Source organism: Allobosea sp. TWI1241 (assembly GCF_039673065.1).
Taxonomy (GTDB): Bacteria; Pseudomonadota; Alphaproteobacteria; order Rhizobiales; family Beijerinckiaceae; genus Allobosea.
On sequence record NZ_JBDJKW010000003.1, the window covers coordinates 39,829 to 63,202 of the forward strand.

20 protein-coding genes are annotated in these 23,374 nt (G+C 69.1%); 8 read left to right on the plus strand and 12 right to left on the minus strand.

What is annotated here, in order from left to right:
• Nucleotides 1-23: 23 nt before the first annotated feature.
• The 7 genes from odhB to zapE all read right to left on the minus strand — a co-directional run bounded on the left by odhB (nt 24) and on the right by zapE (nt 9,642).
• Nucleotides 24-1,298, minus strand: coding sequence for a 2-oxoglutarate dehydrogenase complex dihydrolipoyllysine-residue succinyltransferase (gene odhB / locus ABE438_RS05370; RefSeq protein ID WP_346501513.1), 1,275 nt, complete (start codon nt 1,296-1,298; stop codon nt 24-26).
• 36 nt (nt 1,299-1,334) lie between these two features.
• Complete coding sequence (locus tag ABE438_RS05375; protein ID WP_346501514.1) at nt 1,335-4,292, minus strand: 2-oxoglutarate dehydrogenase E1 component; 2,958 nt, start codon at nt 4,290-4,292, stop codon at nt 1,335-1,337.
• A 158-nt stretch (nt 4,293-4,450) separates the two neighbouring features.
• The gene (sucD, locus tag ABE438_RS05380) at nt 4,451-5,335 is read right to left on the minus strand and encodes a succinate--CoA ligase subunit alpha (RefSeq protein ID WP_346501515.1); all 885 of its coding nucleotides are present in this window, start codon (nt 5,333-5,335) and stop codon (nt 4,451-4,453) included.
• 10 nt (nt 5,336-5,345) lie between these two features.
• The gene (gene sucC, locus ABE438_RS05385; protein WP_346501516.1) at nt 5,346-6,542 is read right to left on the minus strand and encodes an ADP-forming succinate--CoA ligase subunit beta; all 1,197 of its coding nucleotides are present in this window, start codon (nt 6,540-6,542) and stop codon (nt 5,346-5,348) included.
• 91 nt (nt 6,543-6,633) lie between these two features.
• Nucleotides 6,634-7,596, minus strand: coding sequence for a malate dehydrogenase (mdh, locus tag ABE438_RS05390; protein WP_346501517.1), 963 nt, complete (start codon nt 7,594-7,596; stop codon nt 6,634-6,636).
• A 254-nt stretch (nt 7,597-7,850) separates the two neighbouring features.
• The gene (locus ABE438_RS05395) at nt 7,851-8,450 is read right to left on the minus strand and encodes a TetR/AcrR family transcriptional regulator (protein WP_346501518.1); all 600 of its coding nucleotides are present in this window, start codon (nt 8,448-8,450) and stop codon (nt 7,851-7,853) included.
• A gap of 1 nt (nt 8,451) precedes the next feature.
• Entirely contained in the window at nt 8,452-9,642 is a 1,191-nt protein-coding gene (gene zapE, locus ABE438_RS05400; RefSeq protein WP_346501519.1) for a cell division protein ZapE, read from the minus strand.
• Between the two features lie 221 nt (nt 9,643-9,863).
• Between zapE and ABE438_RS05405 the strand changes: the two genes are divergently transcribed.
• The gene (locus tag ABE438_RS05405; protein WP_346501520.1) at nt 9,864-10,475 is read left to right on the plus strand and encodes a GNAT family N-acetyltransferase; all 612 of its coding nucleotides are present in this window, start codon (nt 9,864-9,866) and stop codon (nt 10,473-10,475) included.
• A 13-nt stretch (nt 10,476-10,488) separates the two neighbouring features.
• Here ABE438_RS05405 and ABE438_RS05410 read toward each other — a convergent pair whose 3' ends face one another.
• Nucleotides 10,489-11,235, minus strand: coding sequence for an AprI/Inh family metalloprotease inhibitor (locus ABE438_RS05410; protein ID WP_346501521.1), 747 nt, complete (start codon nt 11,233-11,235; stop codon nt 10,489-10,491).
• Between the two features lie 75 nt (nt 11,236-11,310).
• Here ABE438_RS05410 and ABE438_RS05415 point away from each other — a divergent pair, with 75 nt between their 5' ends.
• The gene (locus tag ABE438_RS05415) at nt 11,311-11,739 is read left to right on the plus strand and encodes a RidA family protein (protein ID WP_346501522.1); all 429 of its coding nucleotides are present in this window, start codon (nt 11,311-11,313) and stop codon (nt 11,737-11,739) included.
• Nucleotides 11,740-11,749: 10 nt separating this feature from the next.
• Here ABE438_RS05415 and ABE438_RS05420 read toward each other — a convergent pair whose 3' ends face one another.
• Nucleotides 11,750-13,339, minus strand: coding sequence for an OpgD/OpgG family glucan biosynthesis protein (locus ABE438_RS05420; protein WP_346501523.1), 1,590 nt, complete (start codon nt 13,337-13,339; stop codon nt 11,750-11,752).
• A 653-nt stretch (nt 13,340-13,992) separates the two neighbouring features.
• Here ABE438_RS05420 and ABE438_RS05425 point away from each other — a divergent pair.
• The 4 genes from ABE438_RS05425 (at nt 13,993) to ABE438_RS05440 (ending at nt 18,380) form a co-directional block, all read left to right on the plus strand.
• Nucleotides 13,993-15,138 (plus strand): type III PLP-dependent enzyme, encoded by a 1,146-nt coding sequence (locus ABE438_RS05425; RefSeq protein ID WP_346501524.1) that lies wholly within the window; start codon nt 13,993-13,995, stop codon nt 15,136-15,138.
• Between the two features lie 229 nt (nt 15,139-15,367).
• Nucleotides 15,368-15,904 carry a GNAT family N-acetyltransferase gene (locus ABE438_RS05430; RefSeq protein WP_346501525.1) on the plus strand — a complete coding sequence of 179 codons (537 nt, stop codon included), beginning with the start codon at nt 15,368-15,370 and terminating at the stop codon, nt 15,902-15,904.
• An 86-nt stretch (nt 15,905-15,990) separates the two neighbouring features.
• Entirely contained in the window at nt 15,991-16,848 is an 858-nt protein-coding gene (locus tag ABE438_RS05435) for a phosphodiesterase (protein ID WP_346501526.1), read from the plus strand.
• 95 nt (nt 16,849-16,943) lie between these two features.
• Nucleotides 16,944-18,380, plus strand: coding sequence for a homospermidine synthase (locus ABE438_RS05440; protein WP_346501527.1), 1,437 nt, complete (start codon nt 16,944-16,946; stop codon nt 18,378-18,380).
• A 72-nt stretch (nt 18,381-18,452) separates the two neighbouring features.
• Here ABE438_RS05440 and ABE438_RS05445 read toward each other — a convergent pair whose 3' ends face one another.
• Together ABE438_RS05445 and ABE438_RS05450 are read right to left on the minus strand one after the other, a co-directional pair.
• Nucleotides 18,453-18,755: a hypothetical protein gene (locus ABE438_RS05445; protein ID WP_346501528.1), complete on the minus strand. Its 303-nt coding sequence runs from the start codon at nt 18,753-18,755 to the stop codon at nt 18,453-18,455.
• Nucleotides 18,756-18,878: 123 nt separating this feature from the next.
• Nucleotides 18,879-20,000 carry a hypothetical protein gene (locus ABE438_RS05450; RefSeq protein WP_346501529.1) on the minus strand — a complete coding sequence of 374 codons (1,122 nt, stop codon included), beginning with the start codon at nt 19,998-20,000 and terminating at the stop codon, nt 18,879-18,881.
• Between the two features lie 476 nt (nt 20,001-20,476).
• Here ABE438_RS05450 and ABE438_RS05455 point away from each other — a divergent pair, with 476 nt between their 5' ends.
• Nucleotides 20,477-21,511 (plus strand): aspartate-semialdehyde dehydrogenase, encoded by a 1,035-nt coding sequence (locus ABE438_RS05455; RefSeq protein WP_346501530.1) that lies wholly within the window; start codon nt 20,477-20,479, stop codon nt 21,509-21,511.
• A 144-nt stretch (nt 21,512-21,655) separates the two neighbouring features.
• Nucleotides 21,656-22,588: a DMT family transporter gene (locus ABE438_RS05460; protein WP_346501531.1), complete on the plus strand. Its 933-nt coding sequence runs from the start codon at nt 21,656-21,658 to the stop codon at nt 22,586-22,588.
• Nucleotides 22,589-22,595: 7 nt separating this feature from the next.
• On the opposite strand, the gene ABE438_RS05465 is transcribed toward ABE438_RS05460, so the two are convergent.
• A complete protein-coding gene (locus ABE438_RS05465) occupies nt 22,596-23,273 on the minus strand; it encodes a TetR/AcrR family transcriptional regulator (protein WP_346501532.1) in 678 nt (225 codons plus the stop codon).
• Between the last annotated feature and the right edge of the window lie 101 nt (nt 23,274-23,374).

Below are 23,374 nucleotides of genomic sequence, written 5' to 3' on the forward strand. Positions count from 1 at the left end.
CCGCCTCCCTTCAGCCGTTCGTCTCAGAGGTCGAGGACGAGGCGCGCCGGGTCCTCCAGCGCCTCCTTGATGCGCACGAGGAAGGTCACGGCCTCCTTGCCGTCGACGATGCGGTGGTCATAGGAGACCGCGAGATACATCATCGGGCGGATGACGATCTGGCCGTTCACCACCACCGGACGCTCCTGGATCTTGTGCATGCCCAGGATCGCCGACTGCGGCGCGTTCAGGATCGGCGTCGACATCAGCGAGCCGTAGACGCCGCCATTCGAGATGGTGAAGGTGCCGCCCTGCATCTCCTCGATCTTGAGCTGGCCGTCGCGGGCCTTCTTGCCATAGGCCGCGATCGTCTTCTCGACGCCGGCGATCGACAGCTCGTCGGCATCGCGCACCACCGGCACCACCAGGCCCTTGTCGGTGCCGACGGCGACGCCGACATGATAGTAGTTCTTGTAGACGATGTCGGTGCCGTCGATCTCGGCATTGACCGCCGGAATCTCCTTCAGCGCCTGCACCGCGGCCTTCACGAAGAAGCCCATGAAGCCGAGCTTCACGCCGTGCTTCTTCTCGAACATGTCCTTGTACTGGTTGCGCAGCGCCATCACCGTCGACATGTCCACCTCGTTGAAGGTGGTCAGCATCGCGGCGGTGTTCTGGGCTTCCTTCAGGCGGCGCGCGATGGTCTGGCGCAGCTTGGTCATCTTCACGCGCTCTTCGCGCGAGGCGTCGTCGGCGACAGACGGGGCCCGGACCTGCGCCGGTGCCGGGGCGGGCGCCGCGGCAGCGCCGCCGGTCGCGATCGCGGCCAGCATGTCGCCCTTGGTGACGCGGCCATCCTTGCCCGAAGCCGGGACGGAGGACGGGTCGACGCCGCTCTCGGCGGCGAGGCGCGCCACGGCCGGGCCGGAATCGCCGGCCTTGGTCGCGGGCTGCACCGGGGTGTCGCCGGCGACCGCGCCGGCCTTGGCCTGCGCTTCGGCCGAGGTCGAGGCGCCCGACTTGCCGGCGGCCTGCGCCACGGCGGTCTCGTCCTTCTTCGGCGCGGCGGCGGCAGCGGCGCCGCCCTCGCTGATCGAGCCGAGCAGCGCGTTGACGCCGACGGTCTCGCCCTCCTTGGCGACGATCTCGCCGAGCACGCCGGCGGCCGGCGCGTTGACCTCGAGCGTGACCTTGTCGGTCTCGAGCTCGACCAGGGGCTCGTCGGCCTTCACCGCCTCGCCGGGCTTCTTGAACCACTTGCCGATCGTGGCCTCGGAAACGGATTCGCCGAGGGTCGGAACGCGGATTTCGGTCGCCATGTCAGGCCTCTTGTTCGTGTCTTTGTCAGGCGAAGGTCAGGCCGCGAAGGCCTCTTCGAGGAAGGCGTTGAGCTGGGCGAGATGCTTGGACATCAGGCCGGTCGCGGTCGCGGCAGAGGCCGGGCGGCCGACATAGCGCGGCCGCTTCGACTTCGAGCCGGCATGGCCCAGCACCCATTCCAGATAGGGCTCGACGAAGGTCCAGGCGCCCTGGTTCTTCGGCTCTTCCTGGCACCACACCACGTCCGCGCCCTTGAAGCGCGCCAGCTCCTGCGCCAGCGTCTTCAGCGGGAAGGGATAGAGCTGCTCGACGCGCAGCAGGTAGACGTCGTCGATGCCGCGCTTCTCGCGTTCCTCCAGCAGGTCGAAATAGACCTTGCCCGAGCAGAGCACGACCCGGCGGATCTTGGAGTCCTTGACCAGCTTGGTGGTCGAGGCGCCGCGCTCGGCGTCGTCGTGCAGCACGCGGTGGAAGGTCGAGCCCTCGGCCAGGTCCGACAGGTCGGAGACGCAGCGCTTGTGGCGCAGCAGCGACTTCGGCGTCATCAGGATCAGCGGCTTGCGGAAATCGCGGCGAAGCTGGCGGCGCAGGATGTGGAAATAGCTCGCCGGGGTCGAGCAGTTCGCCACCTGCATATTGTCCTCGGCGCACATCTGCAGGAAGCGCTCCAGACGGGCGGAGGAGTGCTCCGGCCCCTGGCCCTCATAGCCGTGCGGCAGCAGGCAAACGAGGCCCGACATGCGCAGCCACTTGCGCTCGCCCGACGAGATGAACTGGTCGAACACCACCTGGGCGCCGTTGGCGAAGTCGCCGAACTGGGCCTCCCACATCGTCAGCGCGTTCGGCTCCGACAGCGAGTAGCCGTATTCGAAGCCGAGCACCGCCTCTTCCGAGAGCATCGAGTTGATGACCTCGTAGCGGGCCTGGCCCTCGCGCACGTCGTTGAGCGAGGTGTGGCGGGCTTCCGTCTCCTGGTCGATCAGCACCGAATGGCGCTGCGAGAAGGTGCCGCGCTCGCAGTCCTGGCCGGAGAGGCGCACCGGATGGCCCTCGAGCAGCAGCGAGCCGAAGGCCAGCGCCTCGGCGGTCGCCCAGTCGATGCCGCTGCCGCTCTCCACCGCCTTGCGGCGGTTGTCGAGGAAGCGCTGGATCGTGCGGTGGACATTGAAGCCCTCCGGCACCGAGGTGATGCGGTCGGCGATCTCCTTGAGCACCTTTTCGGGCACGCCGGTCGCGCCGCGGCGCGGATCCTCGTCGTCCGAGCGGATCGCCTTCATGCCGGCCCAGCGGCCGTCGAGCCAGTCGGCCTTGTTCGGCTTGAAGGACTGGCCGGCCTCGAACTCGACCTCGAGCCTGGCCTTCCAGGCTGCGCGCATCTCGTCGAGCTCGCCGGCGGTGATCACGCCCTCGGCTTCGAGCTTGGTGGCGTAGAGCTCCAGCGTCGTCTTGTGGCCGCGGATCTTGCGGTACATCAGCGGCTGGGTGAAGCCCGGCTCGTCGCCTTCGTTATGACCGAAGCGGCGATAGCAGAACATGTCGATGACGACAGGCTTGTGGAACTTCTGCCGGAACTCGATCGCCACCTTGGCGGCGAACACCACCGCCTCCGGATCGTCGCCGTTCACGTGGAAGACCGGCGCCTCGACCATCTTCGCCACGTCGGACGGATAGGGCGAGGAGCGCGAATAGCGCGGATAGGTGGTGAAGCCGATCTGGTTGTTGATGATGAAATGCACCGAGCCGCCGGTGCGGTGGCCCTTGAGGCCCGACAGGCCGAGGCACTCCGCCACGACGCCCTGGCCGGCGAAGGCCGCGTCGCCATGGATCAGCAGCGGCAGCACAGTCGAGCGCTCGGTGATGTCGCCGAACTGGTCCTGCTTGGCGCGCACCTTGCCGAGCACGACGGGGTCGACGATCTCGAGATGCGACGGGTTGGCGGTCAGCGAGATATGGACGTTGTTGCCGTCGAACTCGCGGTCGCTGGAGGCGCCGAGATGGTACTTGACGTCGCCCGAGCCCTCGACGTCGTCGGGGGCGAAGGAGCCGCCCTTGAACTCGTGGAACAGGGCGCGGTGCGGCTTGCCCAGCACCTGGGTCAGCACGTTGAGGCGGCCGCGATGGGCCATGCCGAAGACGATGTCGCGCAGGCCGAGCGCGCCGCCGCGCTTGATGATCTGCTCGAGCGCCGGGACCAGCGACTCGCCGCCGTCCAGGCCGAAGCGCTTGGTGCCGGTGTACTTCAGGTCGAGGAACTTCTCGAAGCCCTCGGCCTCGACCAGCTTGTTCAGGATGGCGCGCTTGCCCTCGCGGGTGAAGGCGATCTCCTTGTCGGGGCCCTCGATGCGCTCCTGCAGCCAGGCCTTCTGCTCCGGGTCGGAGATGTGCATGAACTCGACGCCGATGGTCTGGCAGTAGGTCCGCTGCAGGATCGCCGTCATCTCGCGGATGGTGGCGAACTCGAGCCCGAGCACGTTGTCGATGAAGATCTTGCGGTCGAGATCAGCCTCGGTGAAGCCGAATGCTGCCGGCGACAGCTCCTCCGGATCCTTCTGGCCCTCGATGCCGAGCGGATCGAGCTGGGCGTGGAGATGGCCGCGCATGCGGTAGGCGCGGATCAGCATGATGGCGCGCACGGAATCGCGCGTCGCCTGCTGCACGTCGGAGGCCGACAGTGTCGCCCCGGCCGCCTTGGCCTTGGCGCCCAGCTTGTCGCCGATCGCCTTCTCCACCGCCGACCAGTTGCCATCCAGAGCCGAGACCAGCTCGCCGCCGGCCGGGATCGGCCAGTTCGGCTTCTTCCAGGAGGCGCCCTTGGCGTTGTCGACGACGGCCTGCCGGTCGTCGTGCAGCGCGGCGAAGAAGCCGCGCCACTGCTCGTCGACGGAATTCGGATCCGCCTGGTAGCGGGCATAGAGATCCTCGATATAGGCGGCGTTTCCTCCGTAGAGGAAGCCGGTCTGCGCGAGGGCCTCGTTGATGTCCTGACGAGCCATGATGCCTGCCGTCCTGTCCTGACCTTACCGCTTCGTCTTGTCGTCCCGCCCGGGGCGTCCCCGGGCGCAGTCTGTGATGCCGTCGCCTGCTCCGCCGCCGGGGCGGCGCGGCCGGGTCCGACCCCGCCGCGCCCTGGCCCGGCCGACGGCCGGAGGCGTCAGCCCTTCAACACCTCGACCAAGGTCTTTCCAAGGCGCGCCGGCGAGGGCGAGACCCGGATTCCGGCCGCTTCCATCGCCGCGATCTTGTCCTCGGCACCGCCCTTGCCGCCCGAGATGATCGCACCCGCATGGCCCATGCGGCGGCCGGGAGGCGCCGTGCGACCGGCGATGAAGCCGACCATCGGCTTCTTGCGCCCGCGCTTGGCCTCGTCCTTGATGAACTGCGCCGCGTCCTCTTCGGCCGAGCCGCCGATCTCGCCGATCATCACGATCGACTCGGTCTTGTCGTCGGCCAGGAACATCTCGAGCATGTCGATGAACTCGGTGCCCTTGACCGGGTCGCCGCCGATGCCGACCGCGGTGGTCTGGCCGAGGCCCTCATTCGTGGTCTGGAACACCGCCTCATAGGTCAGCGTGCCGGAGCGCGAGACGATGCCGACCGAGCCCGGGCGGAAGATGTTGGCCGGCATGATGCCGATCTTCGACTCGCCGGCGGTGACGATGCCGGGGCAGTTCGGCCCGATCAGGCGCGACTTCGAGCCAACCAGCGAGCGCTTCACCCGCACCATGTCGAGCACCGGGATGCCCTCGGTGATGCAGACGATCAGCGGGATCTCGGCGTCGATCGCCTCGCAGATGGCGTCGGCCGCGCCCGGAGGCGGCACGTAGACGACGGAGGCGGTCGCCCCGGTCTTCTCGCGCGCCTCGGCGACGGTGTCGAACACCGGCAGGCCGAGATGCAGCGCGCCGCCCTTGCCGGGCGAGGTGCCGCCGACGATCTGGGTGCCGTAGGCGATCGCCTGCTCGGAGTGGAAGGTCCCGTTCTTGCCGGTGAACCCCTGGGTGATGACCTTGGTGGTCTTGTCGATCAGGATGGACATGCGCTTTACCTCAAGCCTTCTTGATCGCGGCGACGATCTTCTGGGCGGCGTCGTCCAGATCGTCCGCCGGAATGACGTTCAGCCCCGAGTCGCGGATGATCTGCTTGCCTTCCTCGACATTGGTGCCTTCGAGGCGCACGACCAGCGGAACCTGCAGGCCCACGGCCTTGACCGCCGCGATCACGCCGCGCGCGATCACATCGCACTTCATGATGCCGCCGAAGATGTTGACGAGGATGCCCTTCACCTGCGGGTCGGCGGTGATGATCTTGAAGGCCGCGGTGACCTTCTCCTCGCTGGCGCCGCCGCCGACGTCGAGGAAGTTCGCCGGCTCCTCGCCGTAGAGCTTGATGATGTCGAGCGTCGCCATGGCGAGGCCGGCGCCGTTGACCATGCAGCCGATCGTGCCGTCGAGCGCGATATAGGCGAGGTCGTACTTGGAGGCCTCGATCTCCTTGGCGTCCTCTTCGGTCTCGTCGCGCAGCGGCATCAGCTCGGGATGACGGTAGAGCGCGTTGGAATCGAAGGAGACCTTGGCGTCGAGGCACTTGATCTGGCCCTGGGTGGTCAGGATCAGCGGGTTGATCTCGAGCATCGCCATGTCCTTGCCGACGAAGGCGTTGTAGACCTGCTCGATGACCTTGCCGGCCTGCTTGGCCTGGTCGCCGGAGAGGTTCAGCGCCTTGGCGACGGTGCGGCCGTGATGCGGCATGATGCCGGCCGCGGGATCGACCGAGAAGGTCAGGATCTTCTCGGGCGTGTCATGGGCCACGGCCTCGATGTCCATGCCGCCCTCGGTCGAGACCACGAAGGCCACGCGCGAGGTCTCGCGGTCGACCAGCGCCGAGAGGTAGAACTCCTTCTCGATGTCCGAGCCGTCCTCGATATAGAGGCGGTTGACCTGCTTGCCGGCCGGGCCGGTCTGCACGGTCACCAGGGTGTTGCCGAGCATCTCCTTGGCGAAGGCCTCGACCTCCTCCACCGACTTGGCCAGGCGCACGCCGCCCTTGGCCTCGGCGGGCAGCTCCTTGAACTTGCCCTTGCCGCGGCCGCCGGCGTGGATCTGGCTCTTGACGACGTAGAGCGGGCCCGGGAGCTTCCTGGCGGCCTCGACGGCCTCGGCCACCGACATCGCCGGGAAGCCGGCGGAGACGGGAGCCCCATACTCCTTCAGGATCGCCTTGCCCTGATATTCGTGGATGTTCATCTGCTCGGTTTCCCTAGAGGCGTGTGGCGGATGGCGGAGGCGGACGACGGCGCGAGACCTGCCCGCCCGCCATCCCGCCACGCGTTCGATGTCAGGCCAGCGACGGATCGACGGTCTTGCAGGCGTCGACCAGGCCCTGCACCGAGGCGACGGACTTGGCCAGCATCTCCTTCTCGGCGCCGTTCAGGCGGATCTTGACGACCCGCTCGACGCCCTTGGCGCCGATCACCACCGGCACGCCGACGAACATGTCGCGCACGCCGTACTGGCCCTTAAGATAGGCGGCGGCCGGCAGGACGCGCTTCTGGTCCTTGAGATAGCTCTCGGCCATGGCGATCGCGGAAGCCGCCGGGGCGTAGAAGGCCGAGCCGGTCTTCAGCAGGTTGACGATCTCGCCACCGCCCTTGCGGGTGCGCTCGACGATGGCGTCCAGGCGCTCCTGGGTGGTCCACTTCATCTTGACCAGGTCGGGCAGCGGCACGCCGGCGACGCCGGAATAGCGAACCAGCGGCACCATGTCGTCGCCATGGCCGCCGAGCACGAAGGCCGAGACGTCCTTGACCGAGACCTTGAACTCGTCGGCGAGGAAGTGGCGGAAGCGGGCGGAGTCGAGCACGCCGGCCATGCCGCAGATCATGTTCGGCTTGACGCCCGAGAACTTCTGCAGGGCCCAGACCATCGCGTCGAGCGGGTTTGTGATGCAGATCACGAAGGCCTTCGGGGCGTACTGGCGGATGCCCTCGCCGACCGACTTCATCACCTTGAGGTTGATGCCGATCAGGTCGTCGCGGCTCATACCGGGCTTGCGCGGCACGCCGGCGGTGACGATCACGACGTCGGCGCCCTTGATGTCCTCGTAGCTGTTGGTGCCGGTATAGGCGGCGTCGAAGCCGTCGACCGGAGCGGACTCGGCGATGTCGAGACCCTTGCCCTGCGGAATGCCGTCGGCGATGTCGAACAGGACGACATCACCGAGCTCCTTGAGGCCGGCGAGGTGAGCGAGCGTGCCGCCGATCTGTCCGGAACCGATGAGGGCGATCTTCTTGCGGGCCATTGGCGTATTCCCGTGGTTGGAGCCGAAAGCTGTTATGGAGCCTAAAAGCCGACGGTTCTTTGGCCCAAGCCGCCGCGCGGCTCAACCCTGCCCGCGACCCGGCTTTTTCGGGCATTTCGACCCGATTTCGCGCATGATGCAGCGAATAGCCCGTAGAATCAAAAGCTTAAGAAATCGGTGCCGCAAAAGCGCCGCAAAGCGGCCCGAAACCGGTCTGATGACATATTACAAATAATGTCATCTTCCCCGATTTTCTAGATCACCCCCGTCGCCAGCGTGCGCAGAACCACCCGGATCAGCGTGGCGAGCCGGGCATCGACCGAGGCCTGCGGCACGTCCCCCTCCAGTTCCAGCGCGGCCGGATGGATGAAGCGGTGGGTGGCGTCGATCACGAAGGCGATCGCCCGGTCGCGATCGCGCGGCTCGAAGGCGCCCGTGGCGATGCCCTCGTCGATGACCCGCTCGAACAGCGCGCGCACGCGGGCGCGATTGCGCCGACTGACCGCATGGCGCTTCGCCACCGCCTGCGACAGCGCCGCGAACAGATGCGGCTCCTCGTGCAGCAGGCCGCGATTGGCCCGCGCCAGCGCCAGGATCAGGCGCTCGAGCTTGTCGTCGGCGGGGTCGGGCCCGTCGGCGATGTCGGCAAGCCCGCGCTCGGCCGATTTCAGCCAGACGTCGACCACCGCGTCGATCAGGGCCGTGCGCGAGGGAAAGTAGCGGTAGACGTTGGCATGGGTCATGCCCGCCTCCTCCGCCACCGCGACCACGGTGAAGCGGCGCAGGCCGTGGAGGCGAAGATGCTCGCCGGCGACCGAGAGGATGCGGATCTCGCTCGGCTCGCGGGCGACCATCTCAGGTCTCCACCAGCCCGGTGCTGTCGCCGCTGGCCTGCGAGTCCCCGCGCCCGTGCGGATGCGCGAGATACTCGTCGGAGCGCATCTCGATCAGGCGCGAGACCGTGCGGTCGAATTCGAAGGCCTCGCGGCCGCTGGTCGCGACATAGAGCCCGGTCGGCTCGGCCGCGGCCGAGGCCACCAGCTTCACATGCGTCTCGTAGAGCGCGTCGATCAGGATGATGAAGCGCTTCGCCTCGTTGCGCCGGTCCATGTCCATCACCGGGATCTCGTCGAGGATGAGGGTATGGAAGCGTCGGGCGAGCGCGAGATAGTCGCTCGCCCCATAGGCGTTGGCGCAGAGATCGGCGAAGCTCGCCCGCGCCACCCCGCCGGCCGCCTGCGGCAGCCTCAGCGCATGGCCCTTGACCTCGATCGTCTCCGGCTGCCCTCGCGCCACCCCGGAAAGCCGCGCGAAGGCGCGGTCCAGCGCGGCACGCGCCGTTTCGTCCGCCGGCACATGGTAGACCGGGGCGTCGCCAAGCTTCTCCAGCCGGAAATCGGTGCGGGCATCGAGGCGCAGCACCTCGACCTTGCTCTGCAGCAGCGTGATGAAGGGGAGGAAGAGCGCCCGGTTCAGCCCGTTCTCGTAGAGCCGCGACGGCTCGACATTCGAGGTCGCCACCACCACCACGCCGGCGGCGAAGAGCGCGGTGAACAGCCGCCCGAGGATCATCGCATCCGCGATGTCGGTGACGGTGAACTCGTCGAAGCACAGCAGGGTCGCCTCGGCGGCGAGCGCGGCCGCGACCGGACCGATCGGGTCCGGCTCCTTGACCGTGCCGGCCTTCAGCGCCTGCCGGTAGGCGTGGATGCGCTCGTGGACATCGGCCATGAAGGCGTGGAAATGCACGCGCCTGCGGCTGGCGATCGGCGCCGTCTCGTAGAACATGTCCATCAGCATGGTCTTGCCGCGGCCGACCGAGCCCCAGACATAGAGCCCCTTCAGCGCCTCCGGCGCCGGCTGGTTGCGGCCGAACAGCCAGCCGAGCGCGCTGCTCTTGCGGGCGAGGCGGCGGCTGGCGAGCGCATCGCTCAACGCCTGCAGGCGCGCGACAACCGCCAGTTGGGCCTGGTCGCGCTCGATCGCGCCGGATTGGACGAGGGCGTCGTAGCGTTCGGGAAGAGTGCCGGGCATGGCCTGCAGCATGATGAGGGACCGCCCGGGGTTAAGCCAGCCGGCGCATGGCCGCAACCCCGGTGCAGCGCGTAAAACGCCCGCCTCGCCAGCACATATCGGAGGTCCGGCCTGAAATTGCCGCATTCCTCGGGCTTGCATCGGCGGCGGAAACGCCCATCTTCGGACACATCCAAGGGAAGATTCGCCTCCTGGCGGGCAGCGCGGACCAGCGCGATGTCAGGAGTTGCTCAGTGAACCGATCAGACGAACCGTCAGCCGGCCGTCTCGCCCGACAGGGCGAGGTCCGGCGCCTGTGGCCCGCCGAGCGGGACCTCTTCACCGCCCATCTGCTGCGCCTCGACCCGGCGACGCGGCGGGAGCGCTTCGGCACACCGGTCAACGACGCCTTCCTGCGCGACTACGCCGCCACGACCTTCGGCATCGACGGGCTGGTCTACGCCTATGTCGAGGCCGGCGAGGTGCGCGGCGCCGCCGAGCTGCGCGGGCTGGAGGAGATCGTGGTGCAGACCGGCGAGGCCGCCTTCAGCGTCGAGCGCGACTGGCGCCGCCGCGGCATTGGCGAGGCGCTGTTCCGCCGGCTGATCACCGCCGCGCGCAATCGCGGCATCGGCACGCTCTATATGACCTGCCTGCCCGAGAACGCCGCGATGCGGCGCCTCGCCCGCAAGTTCGAGGCGGAGATGGTCGGGGGCTTCAACGATGTCGAGGGCCGGATCGCGCCCGGCGCGCCGACGCCCTTCACCCTGCTCGACGAGGCGCTGGACAACGCCCAGAGCTTCGCCACCGCGGCCCTGTCGCTGCAGCGGCGCTTCTGGCGCCCTGCCCTGCTGCGCTGGCGCTGAGCGGGCCCGCCGCTCAGCGGTTGAGCGAGAGCGCCGCGCCGGACTTGGCGATGGCCCCGTTCATGGCGCCGCCGCTGGCGACCTTCAGCCGGGCCACCACCGAGCCGCCGCGCTGGTAGAGGTAGACCTCGCCATTGCGGTAGTCCCAGGCATTGACCTGCTGCAGGTCGCGGTTGCTGCAGCCATTGGCGCTGGCGCGGTAGAGATCGAGCGCGGGCGAGCTGGAGAGTTGCACGCGGCAGGAGCCGCCGGTCGCTTCCTGCGCCGTCCAGTTGCCGACGACGCCGTCGCGCGAACCGACCGAGCCGCCGCGACCGCCGCTGGTCGACGGCGCGGGACGCGGGTCGGCATTGGCGAGCTGGCCGCCGGGGGCGGCACCGGGCGCAGGCGCACCCGGCTGCGGTTCGAAGAAGGGATCGCTCTGCGGCGGCAGGCCGCCGCCAGGCTGGGCCGTCTGCGGCGGGGGATAGCCGCCCTGCGGATAGCCGCCCGGAGGCGGCAGCGGCTCGGCCGTCACCGGCGCCGACTGGATCGGCGGGGCCGTCTGCACGGGCTCGTTATAGATCGGCGCGCGCGCCACCGGCTGCCCGCCATAGCCGGGCCCGCCACCGAAACGTTGCGAGCCGGCACAGGCCCCGAGCGCCAGCAAAGGCAGGAGGCTCACGATCCGCAGCAGCGGCCGTGTCGTCAGGAGCGGCCTTGTCTTGGCAATCATCGTCGGCTTCTCGATGCTGGCTAGGTCGATCCGATTCTCGGTCATGCCGCCTGAACATGGCATGACCACGCCCCTGTATGCAAAATCACGGCACCCAGCCGCGCCCCGGAGTGTTCCCGCATGAAGCCGCTCAACCCGGACAGCATCCGCCCGCCCTTCGCCCGCTACAGCCATGGCGCCGAGGTGCCGGCCGGCCATCGCCTGGTGTTCTGTTCCGGCCAACTCGGCATCGCCGCCGACGGCACCATTCCACACGGCGTGCGCGAGCAGGCCGATCTCTGCTTCGCCAATATCGCGGCGATCCTGGCCGAGGCGGGGATGACGCTGGCCGACATCGTGCGCGTCAATGCCTATGTCACCGACCGCGCCCATATGAAGGGCTATATGGAATCGCGCGACGCCCATGTCGGCACGCCGCCGCCGGCCTCGACCCTGATGATCGTCTCCGGCTTCACCCTGCCGGAATTCAAGGTCGAGATCGAGGCCGTCGCCGCGGCGCCCGACCGCCGCCGGAAACCGGCCGCCGCCCTCACCGCGCCGCGCTTCTGAAAGCCGGGCCTCAGGCCGGGTCCGGCGCGCGCCAGGGATAGGTCCAGGTCTCGGTCAGCGCCTTGTCGCCATTGCGCAGGAAGGCGCGCAGATCCGCGGTCTGACCCGGCTCGACCAGCACGTCGACGAAGGCGCGGAAGCCCTTGGTCTTGGCGTTGGGCACCAGGAAGGCGCGCTGGATCGTGCCGTTCGAGATCGAGGGCACGATCTCGACCTTCTCCGGCTGCTTGAGATGGTAGGCGAGATCGCCGCCGGCGAAGTCGACGATGAAGCGGCGCGCATTGGGTGGCACCACCTCGCCCGAGCCCAGCGCCTTCGGCCGCGCCTGATAGGTGTTGAGCGCCCGCCCGCCCGGGTGCAGATCGTCGGCGTCGAGCATCGCATAGAGCTTGTAGCGGAAGCTGAACTCGCCGCCCGGCTCGAGCGGCACCTTCGGCGTCCACAGCGCCACGATGTTGTCGTTGGTCTCGTCGGTGGTCGGCAGCTCGATCAGCTCGACATGGCCCTCGCCCCAGTCGCCGTCCGGCTCGATCCAGTAGGACGGCCGCAGCTCGTAGGCGAGGTCGAGGTCCTGATAGTGCTCGAAGACGCGGTCGCGCTGCAGCAGGCCGAAGCCGCGCACATTGCGCTCGCCGAAATAGGAGGAGACCTGCTCACGCGGATTGCGCAGCGGCCGCCAGATCCACTCGCCGCTGCCGGAATGGATCATCAGCCCGTCCGAATCATGCAGCTCCATGCGGAAATCCTCATGGAAGCGCCGGTCGTTCTCGCCGGTGAAGAACATCGAGGTCAGCGGCGCCAGGCCGAGCCGCTCGATGCGCCGGCGCGGGAACAGCGTCGCCTGGATGTCGAGCACCGTCTCCTGGCCGGGATAGATCGCGAAGCGATAGGCGCCGGTGACCGAGGGCGAATCGAGCAGGGCGTGGACGATGACGTGCTCGGCATTGGCCGCCGGCATCTCGACCCAGAACTCGCGGAAGAAGGGGAACTCCTCGCCGTCGCGCACGCCGGCGCCGATCGCCAGCCCGCGCGCCGAGAGCCCGTAATGCTGGCCGCGGCCGAGCGCCCGGAAATAGCTCGCTCCGATAAAGGAGATCAGCTCGTCGAACACCCGCGGATCGTTGAGCGGATAGTGCAGGCGGAAGCCCGCGAAGCCGAGATTGACCGGCAGCGGTTTGTCGAACTTGGCGCGGCCATAGTCGAACAGGCTGGCCGAATACGGCACCGGCATCGGCACGCCGTCCCGGACCACGTTCACCGTCACCGGCCGGTTGAACAGGAAGCCGGGATGGAACATCTGCATGCGGAAGCCGGATTTCGACTGCGCCAGGAGCGCCTTGTCCGGCCGGAAGCGGATCTCGCGCCAGGTGTCGAAATCGAGCTTGGCCAGCGCTTCCGGCAGGCTTGGGCCGACCTCGTAGGGGGCGCTCGAAATTTCGCGCGCGCGCCGCTGCACGTCCGCGTAGCCGAAGCGCGGCTGCGGCGGCGATCCGGCCTGCTGCTCGGGCTGCTGCTGGGCCAGAACGGCGAAGGGCGCGGCGGAGGCGCACAGCACGGCGCTGAGGCCGGCGAGGACCCGGCGGCGGTCGGTCACGATCATGGTCGAAGTCAGTCCCGTCGAAAAGGCAGCGGAAGGCACGTTACGACAACGACTTAGGCGATGAAATGGGGCCGGTCTAGGGCGCGGCGGCGGCAGGGCGGCACCTGCGGCGACGCGTCCATGACCGGCGCGCGGGCTGCCCCGAAATTTCCATGATTCAACCGCCAGAAAACACTTGAAGCGGGGGGCGGTCATCCGTATATCGACCTCACCCAATTCGCACGTGCCTGTGGCCGCGTGCCGGTCGGTGGGCATCCGGACAAGAGGCCGGACAGCCGCCAGGGATGGGAAACGGACGGAGGGGGATGGACATCCCCTCGAGTCACGCTCCCGGCTTCCGCGCAAGCGAGAGCCGCTCCCGAACAGCGACCGGCAGCCGGAGGCGAAACCGGCGAACCCCGCACTCCACGGGGGACGCAGCTTAAAGCAACGACGGAGCGGGCTTTTTTGGTCTCGCCGGCTTTCCAAAGGCCGGCACCGAAGAGGCTTGTCCATCATTGCCGGGCGTGCGGGGTCTCCCCAATCGACGGTGTTCTCGGGTCCGGACGTCTCGTCCGCGGTCCTTGGCGTCTCCATCGCGCCTCGGAAAGCTGACGTGTCAACCGGCTACACGTCGTATCGGCGCCGATCGCGCCGGAAGAGGAGTCGCGCCGATGACCGAGCGCATCCGTGAATTTCTTCGCGACCGCCGTGAGGATGGTCCCTGCGTCGTGATCGACCTCGAGGTCGTTCGCGAGAACTATGTCGCCTTCTCCCGGGCGCTGCCGGACACCCGCGTCTTCTACGCGGTCAAGGCGAACCCGGCGCCGGAAGTGCTGCGCCTGCTGGCCAAGCTCGGCTCCTGCTTCGATTGCGCCTCGGTCGTCGAGATCGAGCTGGCGCTCTCGGCCGGCGCCACGGCGGACCGCATCTCCTTCGGCAACACCATCAAGAAGGAGCGCGACGTCGCCCGTGCCATGGAGCTCGGCGTGCGCCTGTTCGCTGTCGACTGCCAGGCCGAGGTCGAGAAGATCGCCCGTGCCGCCCAGGCCACCAAGGCCGAGGAGGTCCGCATCTTCTGCCGCATCCTCTGCGACGGTGCCGGCGCCGACTGGCCGCTCTCGCGCAAGTTCGGCTGCGTGCCCGAAATGGCGGCAGACGTGCTCGAGCACGGCCATCGCCTCGGCCTGCAGGCCTATGGCATCTCGTTCCATGTCGGCTCGCAGCAGGCGAACGTCAACGCCTGGGATTCCGCCCTTGGCTCGGCCTCGGCCGTGTTCAAGGAGTGCGCCACCCGCGGTCTGTCGCTGTCGATGGTCAACCTCGGCGGCGGCTTCCCGGCGCGCTATCTCAAGCCGATCCCGGGCGTCCCGGCCTATGGCGATGCGATCTTCCAGGCGCTGTCGAAGCATTTCGGCAACCGCCTGCCGGAGACCATCATCGAGCCGGGCCGCGGCATGGTCGGCGAGGCGGGCCTGATCGAGGCGGAGGTCGTGCTGATCTCGAAGAAGAGCGAGAGCGACGACGTTCGCTGGGTCTATCTCGATATCGGCAAGTTCAACGGCTTGGCCGAGACGATGGACGAGGCGATCCGCTACCCGATCCGCACCCAGCGCGACGGCGACATCACCGTGCCGTGCGTGCTGGCCGGCCCGACCTGCGACTCGGTCGACGTCATGTACGAGAAGGCGCCCTATATGCTGCCCTTCTCGCTCGAGATCGGCGACAAGGTCCTGATCGAGGGCACCGGCGCTTATACGACGACCTATTCGGCCGTCGCCTTCAACGGCTTCCCGCCGCTGAAGCAGTACGTCATCTGACGACGCGGGGGCGGCCGGTCCGCCCCCGTCTGCGATCGGGTCCGGCGAAGCGCCCTGCCCTCTCGGGGACAGGCCGTCCGGGATACCGGGCGGAGCGTCGCGCGCCTTCCTCGCGGAGGTGCGGGCGTGGCTCCCGCCGGACCCATTTTCACCATCCACGCTGCTGTGGCCGCTCTCGGGCGGCGCCGGGTAGGCCCGTGAGGACGGGCGCGCCGGCAGGAGGTGCGTCATGATCACGATCCGCGACGAGATCGCTGCCGATGTCCCGGCCCGCGAGGCCCTGCTCGACCGCTGCATGGGCGAGCGCCGCACCGCCAAGTCGAGTGAGCGCCTGCGCGAAGGCCGCCTGCCGGCCGAGGGCCTCGCCCTGACGGCCGAGCGCGACGGCGTCGTCGTCGCGACGGTGCGCCTCTGGCATGTCGAGGCCGAGGGCTGCCGGGCGCTGCTGCTCGGCCCGCTCGCGGTCGCTCCCGAATTGCAGGGCGAGGGACTGGGCAAGGCGATGATGCACGAAGCCATCGCGCGCGCCGCCGCGCGCGGCCACGGCGCCATCCTGCTGGTCGGCGATGCGCCCTATTACGCCCGCTTCGGCTTCGACGGCCGCGGCATGGCCGATCTCGCCATGCCCGGCCCGGTCGAGCGCGCGCGCTTCCTCGGCCTCGAGCTGCGCCCCGGCGCGCTCGCCGGCGCCAGCGGCGTGCTCCAGCCAGCGGGGGCGCTGGTCACCGCCGAGGGAACGGACGGGCTCCGACGTCGCGCCGCCTGAACCGGCCCGCGCGCCGGCAACCTCCGAAAGGCATTCCTGAGCCGGCTCGCGAGCACTGGCCGCGCGCCTTCCGTCATGCGATCGTCATGCGCGGCCGGCATCTGGACGGTGCCCGCCATCGCCCCATGCTGATCGCCCATATCTCAGACCTCCATATCCGCCCGCCCGGCCAGCCTGCCCATCGCGTCTCCGACACCTACGCGCGGTCGGCGCGCGCGCTGCAGGCCGTCGCGTCCCTCGACCCGCGGCCCGATCTCCTGCTGATCAGCGGCGACCTCGCCGATCGCGGCCTGCCGGAGGAATACGCCCATCTGCGCGCGCTGCTGGCGGGGCTCGACCTGCCGGTGCTGATGCTCCCGGGCAATCACGATGTCCGCGCGGCGATGATCGCCGGGCTCGACCTCGGCCCCCATGCCCACACCGGCGACGGCTTCGTGCAGTTCCTCGCCGATCTCGGCGGCCTGCGCCTCATCGGCCTCGACACGCTGGTGCCCGGCCAGAGCGCCGGCGCACTGTGCGAGACGCGGCTGGCCTTCCTCGAGGAAGCGCTGGCGACGGCGGGCGAGCGCCCCGTCGTCATCGCCATGCACCACCCGCCCTTCGACAGCGGTATCGCGCATATGGACCGGATCCGGCTGATCGAGGGCGCCGATCGTTTCCGCGCCATCGTCGGCCGGCACGCCGGGATCGAGCGCATCCTGTGCGGGCACCATCACCGGCCGATCCAGGCGCGTTTCGCCGGGACGATGGCGCAGATCGCGCCGAGCGTCAGCCATCAGGTCACGCTCGACCTCGCCCCCGACGCGCTCGCGACCATCCAGATGGAGCCGCCGGCCTATCACCTGCACAGCTACCGGCCGCAGACCGGGCTCGTCACCCACACCGCCTATGTCGAGCGCTTTCCCGGGCCGTTTTCCTTCGTCCGCGCGGCGGAGGCGACCTGAGCGCCGGATCGGGCCCGGGGAGGCCCGCAGGTTGACGCCCGCGGGCCCGCGCCATACCAGCCTCTGTTTGGCATCCAACCCAGGAGTGGAAAAGAATGACGGATTGGCCCGTGCACGGCGAGATCACAGGCCCGGTCGTGATGATCGGTTTCGGTTCGATCGGCCGTGGGGTGCTGCCGCTGCTCGAGCGGCATCTGAAATTCGACCGCAGCCGCTTCGTGGCGATCGCGCCGGATGACGACAACCGCCATATCCTGGACGAGCGCGGCCTGCGCTTCGTCAAGAAAGCCGTGACGCAGGAGAACTACCGCGAGCTCCTCACCCCCTTCCTCACCGAGGGCGGCGGGCAGGGCTTCTGCATCAACCTCTCGGTCGATACCGGCTCGCGCGACCTGATGGAGTTCTGCTCCGGCCTCGGCGCGCTCTATATCGACACGGTCAACGAGCCCTGGCTCGGCTTCTATTTCGACCAGAGCAAGGGCGTCGCCGACCGCTCGAACTACGCGCTGCGCGAGACCACGCTCGCCGCCAAGCGGGCGCGGCCGGCCGGTACGCCGACCGCCGTCTCCTGCTGCGGCGCCAATCCCGGCATGGCCTCCTGGCTGGCCAAGCAGGCGCTGGTCAACCTCGCCTCCGACCTCAACCTCAACACGCCGCTGCCGCGCAGCCGCGGCGAATGGGCCGCGCTGATGCGCCAGGCCGGGGTGAAGGGCATCCACATCGCCGAGCGCGACACCCAGCGCTCGCGCAACCCCAAGCCGCGCGGCGTCTTCGTCAACACCTGGTCGGTCGAAGGCTTCATCTCGGAATCGCACCAGCCCTCCGAGCTCGGCTGGGGCACGCATGAGCGCTGGATGCCGGACAATGCCCGCACGCATGAGAGCGGCTGCGGCGCGGCGATCTACCTGCTCCAGCCCGGCGCCGAGACCAAGGTGCGCAGCTGGTGCCCGACGCCCGGCGCCCAGTACGGCTTCCTCGTCACCCATAACGAGGCGATCTCGATCGCCGACTATTTCACCGCCACCGACGAGACCGGCAAGGCGATCTACCGGCCGACCTGCCACTACGCCTATCACCCCTGCAACGACGCCGTGCTCTCGGTGCACGAGATGTTCGGCAATGCCGGCAAGGCGCAGGAGGAGCACCACATCCTGACCGAGGACGAGATCGTCGACGGCGTCGACGAGCTCGGCGTGCTGCTCTACGGCCATGGCAAGGGCGCCTACTGGTTCGGCTCGCAGCTCTCGATCGAGGAGACCCGGACGCTCGCCCCCTATCAGAGCGCGACCGGCCTGCAGGTGACGTCCGCCGTGCTTGCCGGCATCGTCTGGGCGCTGGAGAACCCGAAGGCCGGGATCGTCGAGGTCGAGGAGATGGACTTCGCCCGCTGCCTCGAGATCCAGAAGCCCTATCTCGGCCCGGTGAAGGGCTACTACACCGACTGGACCCCGCTCGACGGCCGCCCGGGCCTGTTCCCGGAGGACATCGACACCAGCGATCCCTGGCAGTTCCGCAACTTCCTGGTCCGTTAAGCCGGAACCGCTGACCGCATGAAAAAGGCCCGCCTCGCGGCGGGCCTTTTTGCTGTCTCCCGCCCTGCGCGCTCAGTAGCGCGGCGAGGCGAAGCTGTTGGCGAACGGGTTGGCGCCGGAGCCGATGCGCGCGGGCAGCGTGCCTTCGCCATAGAGCTCGCCCGCCGCCGAATAGACCGGGCTCGCGATCGCGCCCTGCGTGGCATAGCGGTTCAGGCTGCCGACCGGCACGACCTTGCCGGGATCGAGATAGCTGCGCTTCTGCACGGTGACGCGCAGCGGCTCGCGCTTGCGCGCCTCGGCGGCGGAGGCGACGAGCGTCGTCACGGAGGCGGCGATGGCGAAGCCGGCGGCGAGGCGGACGAAAAGGCGCATGGACGTCTCCTTGAGCAGAGCCTCGGCCGAGCCGTGGGCAGGTGAAGCGACACCCCGGTCGAAGACCGGGCGGATGCAGTTGTTGTCGCCGCGCGCGCGGCGCGACGCAAGGGAATCCTCCGCTCAGCGCCCCTGCTGCGGCCGCCGCGGCGGGATGCGCAGATCGGGCGGTGGGCCATCGGGATCGAGCCAGGAAGCCTTGTGGCCTGACGACGCGACGCGCTGCACCGTGCAGGCAGCGTTGCGGACCTGCCCGAGCTTGGCGAAGGCGGCGCGCAGGCCCCGATCGTCGCCGGCGCTGAGAAGCTCGATCCGGTCGATCACGCAGCCGAGCTGGGCGCGATCGGCCGCGCGCCCCGGCGCAGCACACCACCAGCCGGTGAAGCCGAACGCCGCTTCCGCCCCGCCATGGCGAAAGCCGATACAGGCGCGGATGTGCTCGCCGTCGCTCATGCCGATATCGGCGGTCTCGACCGGTCCGAACTTGGTTTCCAGCGTGGTGACCGCGCCGCTCCGCGTCACCGAGAGCGCCCGCGCCGCGCTGTCGCGCACCAGCGAGACCAGGAAGGGCTGTCCCTCGCCGGCCGCGGTCTCCGCCTCGGGCGAGGCCGGCCGCATGCGCAGGGTCAGCCCGAGAAACGGGGTCTCGCCCTCGAACGCGCCGAAGGTCAGCACGTCCTCGCGGCGCTGGCCGTCGGCGCTGCGGCGCGCCTCGTAGCCGGTGCGGCGGCCGGCTTCGCTGGCCTCCAGCCCGAACAGCGCGACGGGCCTGGCGATCTCGACCCAGGCGGAGCCGTCCATCGCCGCCGGGAGTGCCTGCACGCGGACATCGCGCACGGCCGGCCGCGCAGCGGTCTCGGCCTGCGGAGCGACCTGGGCTACGGCAGGCTCGTCCGAACCGACCGAGAGCGCCGCCACCAGCGTCGCGGTGATGCCGACGCCGGTCGCAGCCGCGAGCGCGCGCCAGAGCAGCCCGGCCGGCAGCCCGGTCCGCAGCCCCATGCCGCGCGCCTGTCGCGGGCGCGCCCGCTCGGCCTTGCGGCGGGCGAGCCATGTCGCGAGAGCGCGCCAGCCGCGCAGGCCCGCGCGCCAGGCGCCGGCCAGCCCGGCCTCGACCGCGTCGGCGATGTCGATCAGCGTGCCGGCGAGATCCCGGCGCGCCGGCGCCCACCCGGTTTTCGCCGCGCGCTGCGGCCAGACGGCGCGCAGCCGCGCCCAATAAGCGACGATGAGTTGACCAGCCACCTCGGCACCCGTTTCCCGCCGGGCGACGGCGCCCCCGCGCCCCCGCCCGCCTGTCCTCGACCCTGCCGACAGGCTGCGACAGGGCGGTCAGCGGCGGGTTACCTCCGGCGCGCGATCGCGCGACAGGGTCAACGCCGGGTTAGACGACAGGGTTAACCGGAGGTCGCCCCGGCGGGCCGCCAGGCGCCGCATTGACTTTTGCCACGGGGGAGTGTTTGGGATGCCGTGACCGGCACGGCTCGCGTTCCGGCATTCGCGATGATGTCCAGCTCTGGTTTGTCCCCGTGACGATGCGTCCGACGACCAAAACCACGACCAAAACGGCGACGGGCAAAACCCGGACGCTGCGCTGACACGTCGCCTCGCTTCCGGGACACTCCCCCCCGGCCGGGGTCAAACGGCCGAACCCGCGATCACGATCAGCGGCACCGGCCTTCCCGGGGAGGCCGAACGGTTCGCCAGAAGGAATTCCGATAATGGGCTACAAGGTCGCGATCGCAGGCGCCACGGGCAATGTGGGCCATGAAATCCTCGACATCCTCGCCGAGCGGGCTTTCCCCGTCAGCGAGGTCGTCGCCCTCGCCTCGACCCGCTCGGTCGGCACCGAGGTCTCCTTCGGCGACAAGACGCTGAAGGTCTCGGCGCTCGAGCATTACGACTTCTCCGACACCGACATCTGCCTGATGTCGGCCGGCGGCGCCGTCTCGAAGGAATGGGCGCCGAAGATCGCGGCCCAGGGCTGCGTCGTCATCGACAACTCCTCGACCTGGCGCATGCATCCCGACGTGCCGCTGATCGTGCCCGAGGTGAACGCCGCCGCGGTCGCCGGCTTCTCGAAGATGAACATCATCGCCAACCCGAACTGCTCGACCGCGCAGCTCGTCGTCGCGCTGAAGCCGCTGCACGAGCGCTACGGCATCAAGCGCGTCGTCGTCTCGACCTATCAGTCGGTCTCCGGCGCCGGCAAGGAGGCGATGGACGAGCTGTTCAACCAGACGCGCGGCGTGTTCTCGGCCGGCGAGGTCGCCGCCAAGAAGTTCCCGAAGCGCATCGCCTTCAACCTCATCCCGCAGATCGACGTCTTCATGGAGGACGGCTTCACCAAGGAAGAGTGGAAGATGATGGCGGAGACCAAGAAGATCCTCGATCCGAAGATCAAGCTCACCGCCACCTGCGTGCGCGTGCCGGTCTTCATCAGCCATTCCGAGAGCGTCAACATCGAGTGCGAGAAGCCGGTGACGGCCGAGGAGGCGCGCGAGCTGCTGCGCCAGGCTCCCGGCCTGCTCGTCATCGACAAGCACGAGCCCGGCGGCTACATCACGCCCCACGAGGCGGCCGGCGAGGACGCGACCTATATCTCGCGCATCCGCGAGGACAACACGGTCGAGAACGGGCTGGCCTTCTGGTGCGTTTCCGACAATCTGCGCAAGGGCGCGGCGCTGAATGCGGTGCAGATCGCCGAGGTGCTGGTCAACCGCAAGCTGATCAAGCCGCGCAAGCAGGCCGCCTGAGGCCTCTCTGCTGCAAGAATATTGCGAGGCGGGCCGTGTGCCCGCCTTTTTTCTTTCGCCGACGCATGGCGGGCGTGTGGTAATCGCGCAGGAAGTCGCCATGCTCTTCGGCTAGCGTCAGCACGAATCGAGATCCGTGCCGCCTTGCCCGACACCATCACCCGCGTGCCCCTCTCCCCGGAGCCGGCCAAGGCCGAGCCGCCGCGCCGCGACAGCAGCCTGCGCGGCATCGGGCTGATGCTGCTCGGCAGCGTCTTCCTCTCCGCCGCCGACGTCGTCTCGAAGTACCTCACCGCCACCATGCCGGCGCTGCAGATCATCTGGCTGCGCTACGCCGCCTTCGCGGTGATCATGATCGCCATGGCGGCGCCCGGCGGCTTCGCGCTGATGCGGCCGAAGCGCGTCGGCATGCAAGTGCTGCGCGGCGTCGCGGTCACCGTCTCCTCGATTCTGTTCGTCTCCTCGCTGAAATACCTGCCGATCGCCGACGCGACGGCGACGAGCTTCGTCTCGCCGCTCTTCGTCACCGCGCTCTCGATCCCGCTGCTCGGCGAGAAGGTCGGCTGGCGGCGCTGGACGGCGACGGTGGTCGGGCTGATCGGCGTGCTGATCGTGGTGCGCCCCGGCGGCAGCGATTTCCAGGCCGCCTCGATCCTGCCCGTGCTCTCGGCCTCGAGCTGGGCCTTCGCCCTGATCGTCACCCGGCTGATGAGCGCGACAGAGAGCCCTGTGACCACGCTTGCCTGGTCGGCGATCACCGGCTGCCTGCTACTCTCGCTGGTCCAGCCGCTGACCTGGCAGCCGCTGACACAGGAGGCGCTCTGGCTCGGCCTGTTCATCGGCGTCTCCTCGACCATCGGCCACTGGTTCGTGATCCTGGCCTTCCGCCATGCCGACGCGTCGCTGCTGGCGCCGTTTTCCTATATCCAGCTGCTCTGGGCCTCGGTCTTCGGCTTCTTCCTGTTCGCGGTGCTGCCGGACCTCTTCACCCTGGTCGGGGCGGTGATCATCGCGGCCTCGGGGCTCTACACCGCCCATCGCGAGCGCATCCGGGCGCGCCAGGCGCTCGGGCGCTGAGCCGGCCTCATGCCGCCGGTCGCGCCGCATAGCGCGCCAGGAACATCCTGACCGCCTCGTCGACCACGCGGGCGACCTCGGCCTCGGAGGGCGGCTGGCGCAGCGCGTTGAACAGGCGCGGCCGCATCAGGGTCGACTGGCAGAGATCGACGAACTGCGCCGCGGCGAGCCCCGGCTCCTCGATCGCCAGCTCGCCGCCCGCACAGCGGCGCGACAGGAAGGCCGCCAGCCGCTGCGCGCCGACCATCGGCCCGCGCTCGTAGAATTCGCGACCCAGTTCCGGCATGCGCTCGGCCACGCCGAGCACGATGCGGTGCGCGCTCAGGGCGAACTCGCCGGTCAGCAGCCTGACCAGCCGTTCGCCGAAGCGCGACAGCGCCCGCACCAGATCGGGCTCGTCGCTCAGCGCCGCATACATCGCCTCTTTCTGCGCCTCGCGCTCGCGCTCGATCAGCGCGACGAAGAGATGCTCCTTGTCCTGGAAATACACGTAGAGCGTGCTCTTGGAGACGGTCGCGGCGGCAGCGATGTCGCTCATCGAGGCGCCGTCGAAGCCGCGCGCCGCGAAGACCTCGCGCGCGCCTTCGAGGATCTGGTGACGCTTGCCCGGATCGCCCCCGGCGACCCGGCGGTTGCGGGCCCGCGGCTTCGTCCGGGGCGTCTCGTCGCGCGTCTCTTTGGGCATCCCGCCCGCTTGTTCCACTCGCGCCATGCGCGCCACCCCTGCAAATAAGTCGAACCACACGGTTCGATTTGATCTTGATATGCAGTGCGCCGCCCTCTATT

Bases quoted from the DNA above. Each gene is read 5' to 3' on its own strand.
- odhB (WP_346501513.1), bottom strand. From the start codon at position 1,298: ATGGCGACCGAAATCCGCGTTCCGACCCTCGGCGAATCCGTTTCCGAG.
- ABE438_RS05375 (WP_346501514.1), bottom strand. From the start codon at position 4,292: ATGGCTCGTCAGGACATCAACGAGGCCCTCGCGCAGACCGGCTTCCTC.
- sucD (WP_346501515.1), bottom strand. From the start codon at position 5,335: ATGTCCATCCTGATCGACAAGACCACCAAGGTCATCACCCAGGGGTTC.
- sucC (WP_346501516.1), bottom strand. From the start codon at position 6,542: ATGAACATCCACGAATATCAGGGCAAGGCGATCCTGAAGGAGTATGGG.
- mdh (WP_346501517.1), bottom strand. From the start codon at position 7,596: ATGGCCCGCAAGAAGATCGCCCTCATCGGTTCCGGACAGATCGGCGGC.
- ABE438_RS05395 (WP_346501518.1), bottom strand. From the start codon at position 8,450: ATGGTCGCCCGCGAGCCGAGCGAGATCCGCATCCTCTCGGTCGCCGGC.
- zapE (WP_346501519.1), bottom strand. From the start codon at position 9,642: ATGCTGCAGGCCATGCCCGGCACTCTTCCCGAACGCTACGACGCCCTC.
- ABE438_RS05410 (WP_346501521.1), bottom strand. From the start codon at position 11,235: ATGACCGAGAATCGGATCGACCTAGCCAGCATCGAGAAGCCGACGATG.
- ABE438_RS05415 (WP_346501522.1), top strand. From the start codon at position 11,311: ATGAAGCCGCTCAACCCGGACAGCATCCGCCCGCCCTTCGCCCGCTAC.
- ABE438_RS05420 (WP_346501523.1), bottom strand. From the start codon at position 13,339: ATGATCGTGACCGACCGCCGCCGGGTCCTCGCCGGCCTCAGCGCCGTG.
- ABE438_RS05425 (WP_346501524.1), top strand. From the start codon at position 13,993: ATGACCGAGCGCATCCGTGAATTTCTTCGCGACCGCCGTGAGGATGGT.
- ABE438_RS05430 (WP_346501525.1), top strand. From the start codon at position 15,368: ATGATCACGATCCGCGACGAGATCGCTGCCGATGTCCCGGCCCGCGAG.
- ABE438_RS05435 (WP_346501526.1), top strand. From the start codon at position 15,991: ATGCGCGGCCGGCATCTGGACGGTGCCCGCCATCGCCCCATGCTGATC.
- ABE438_RS05440 (WP_346501527.1), top strand. From the start codon at position 16,944: ATGACGGATTGGCCCGTGCACGGCGAGATCACAGGCCCGGTCGTGATG.
- ABE438_RS05445 (WP_346501528.1), bottom strand. From the start codon at position 18,755: ATGCGCCTTTTCGTCCGCCTCGCCGCCGGCTTCGCCATCGCCGCCTCC.
- ABE438_RS05455 (WP_346501530.1), top strand. From the start codon at position 20,477: ATGGGCTACAAGGTCGCGATCGCAGGCGCCACGGGCAATGTGGGCCAT.
- ABE438_RS05465 (WP_346501532.1), bottom strand. From the start codon at position 23,273: ATGCCCAAAGAGACGCGCGACGAGACGCCCCGGACGAAGCCGCGGGCC.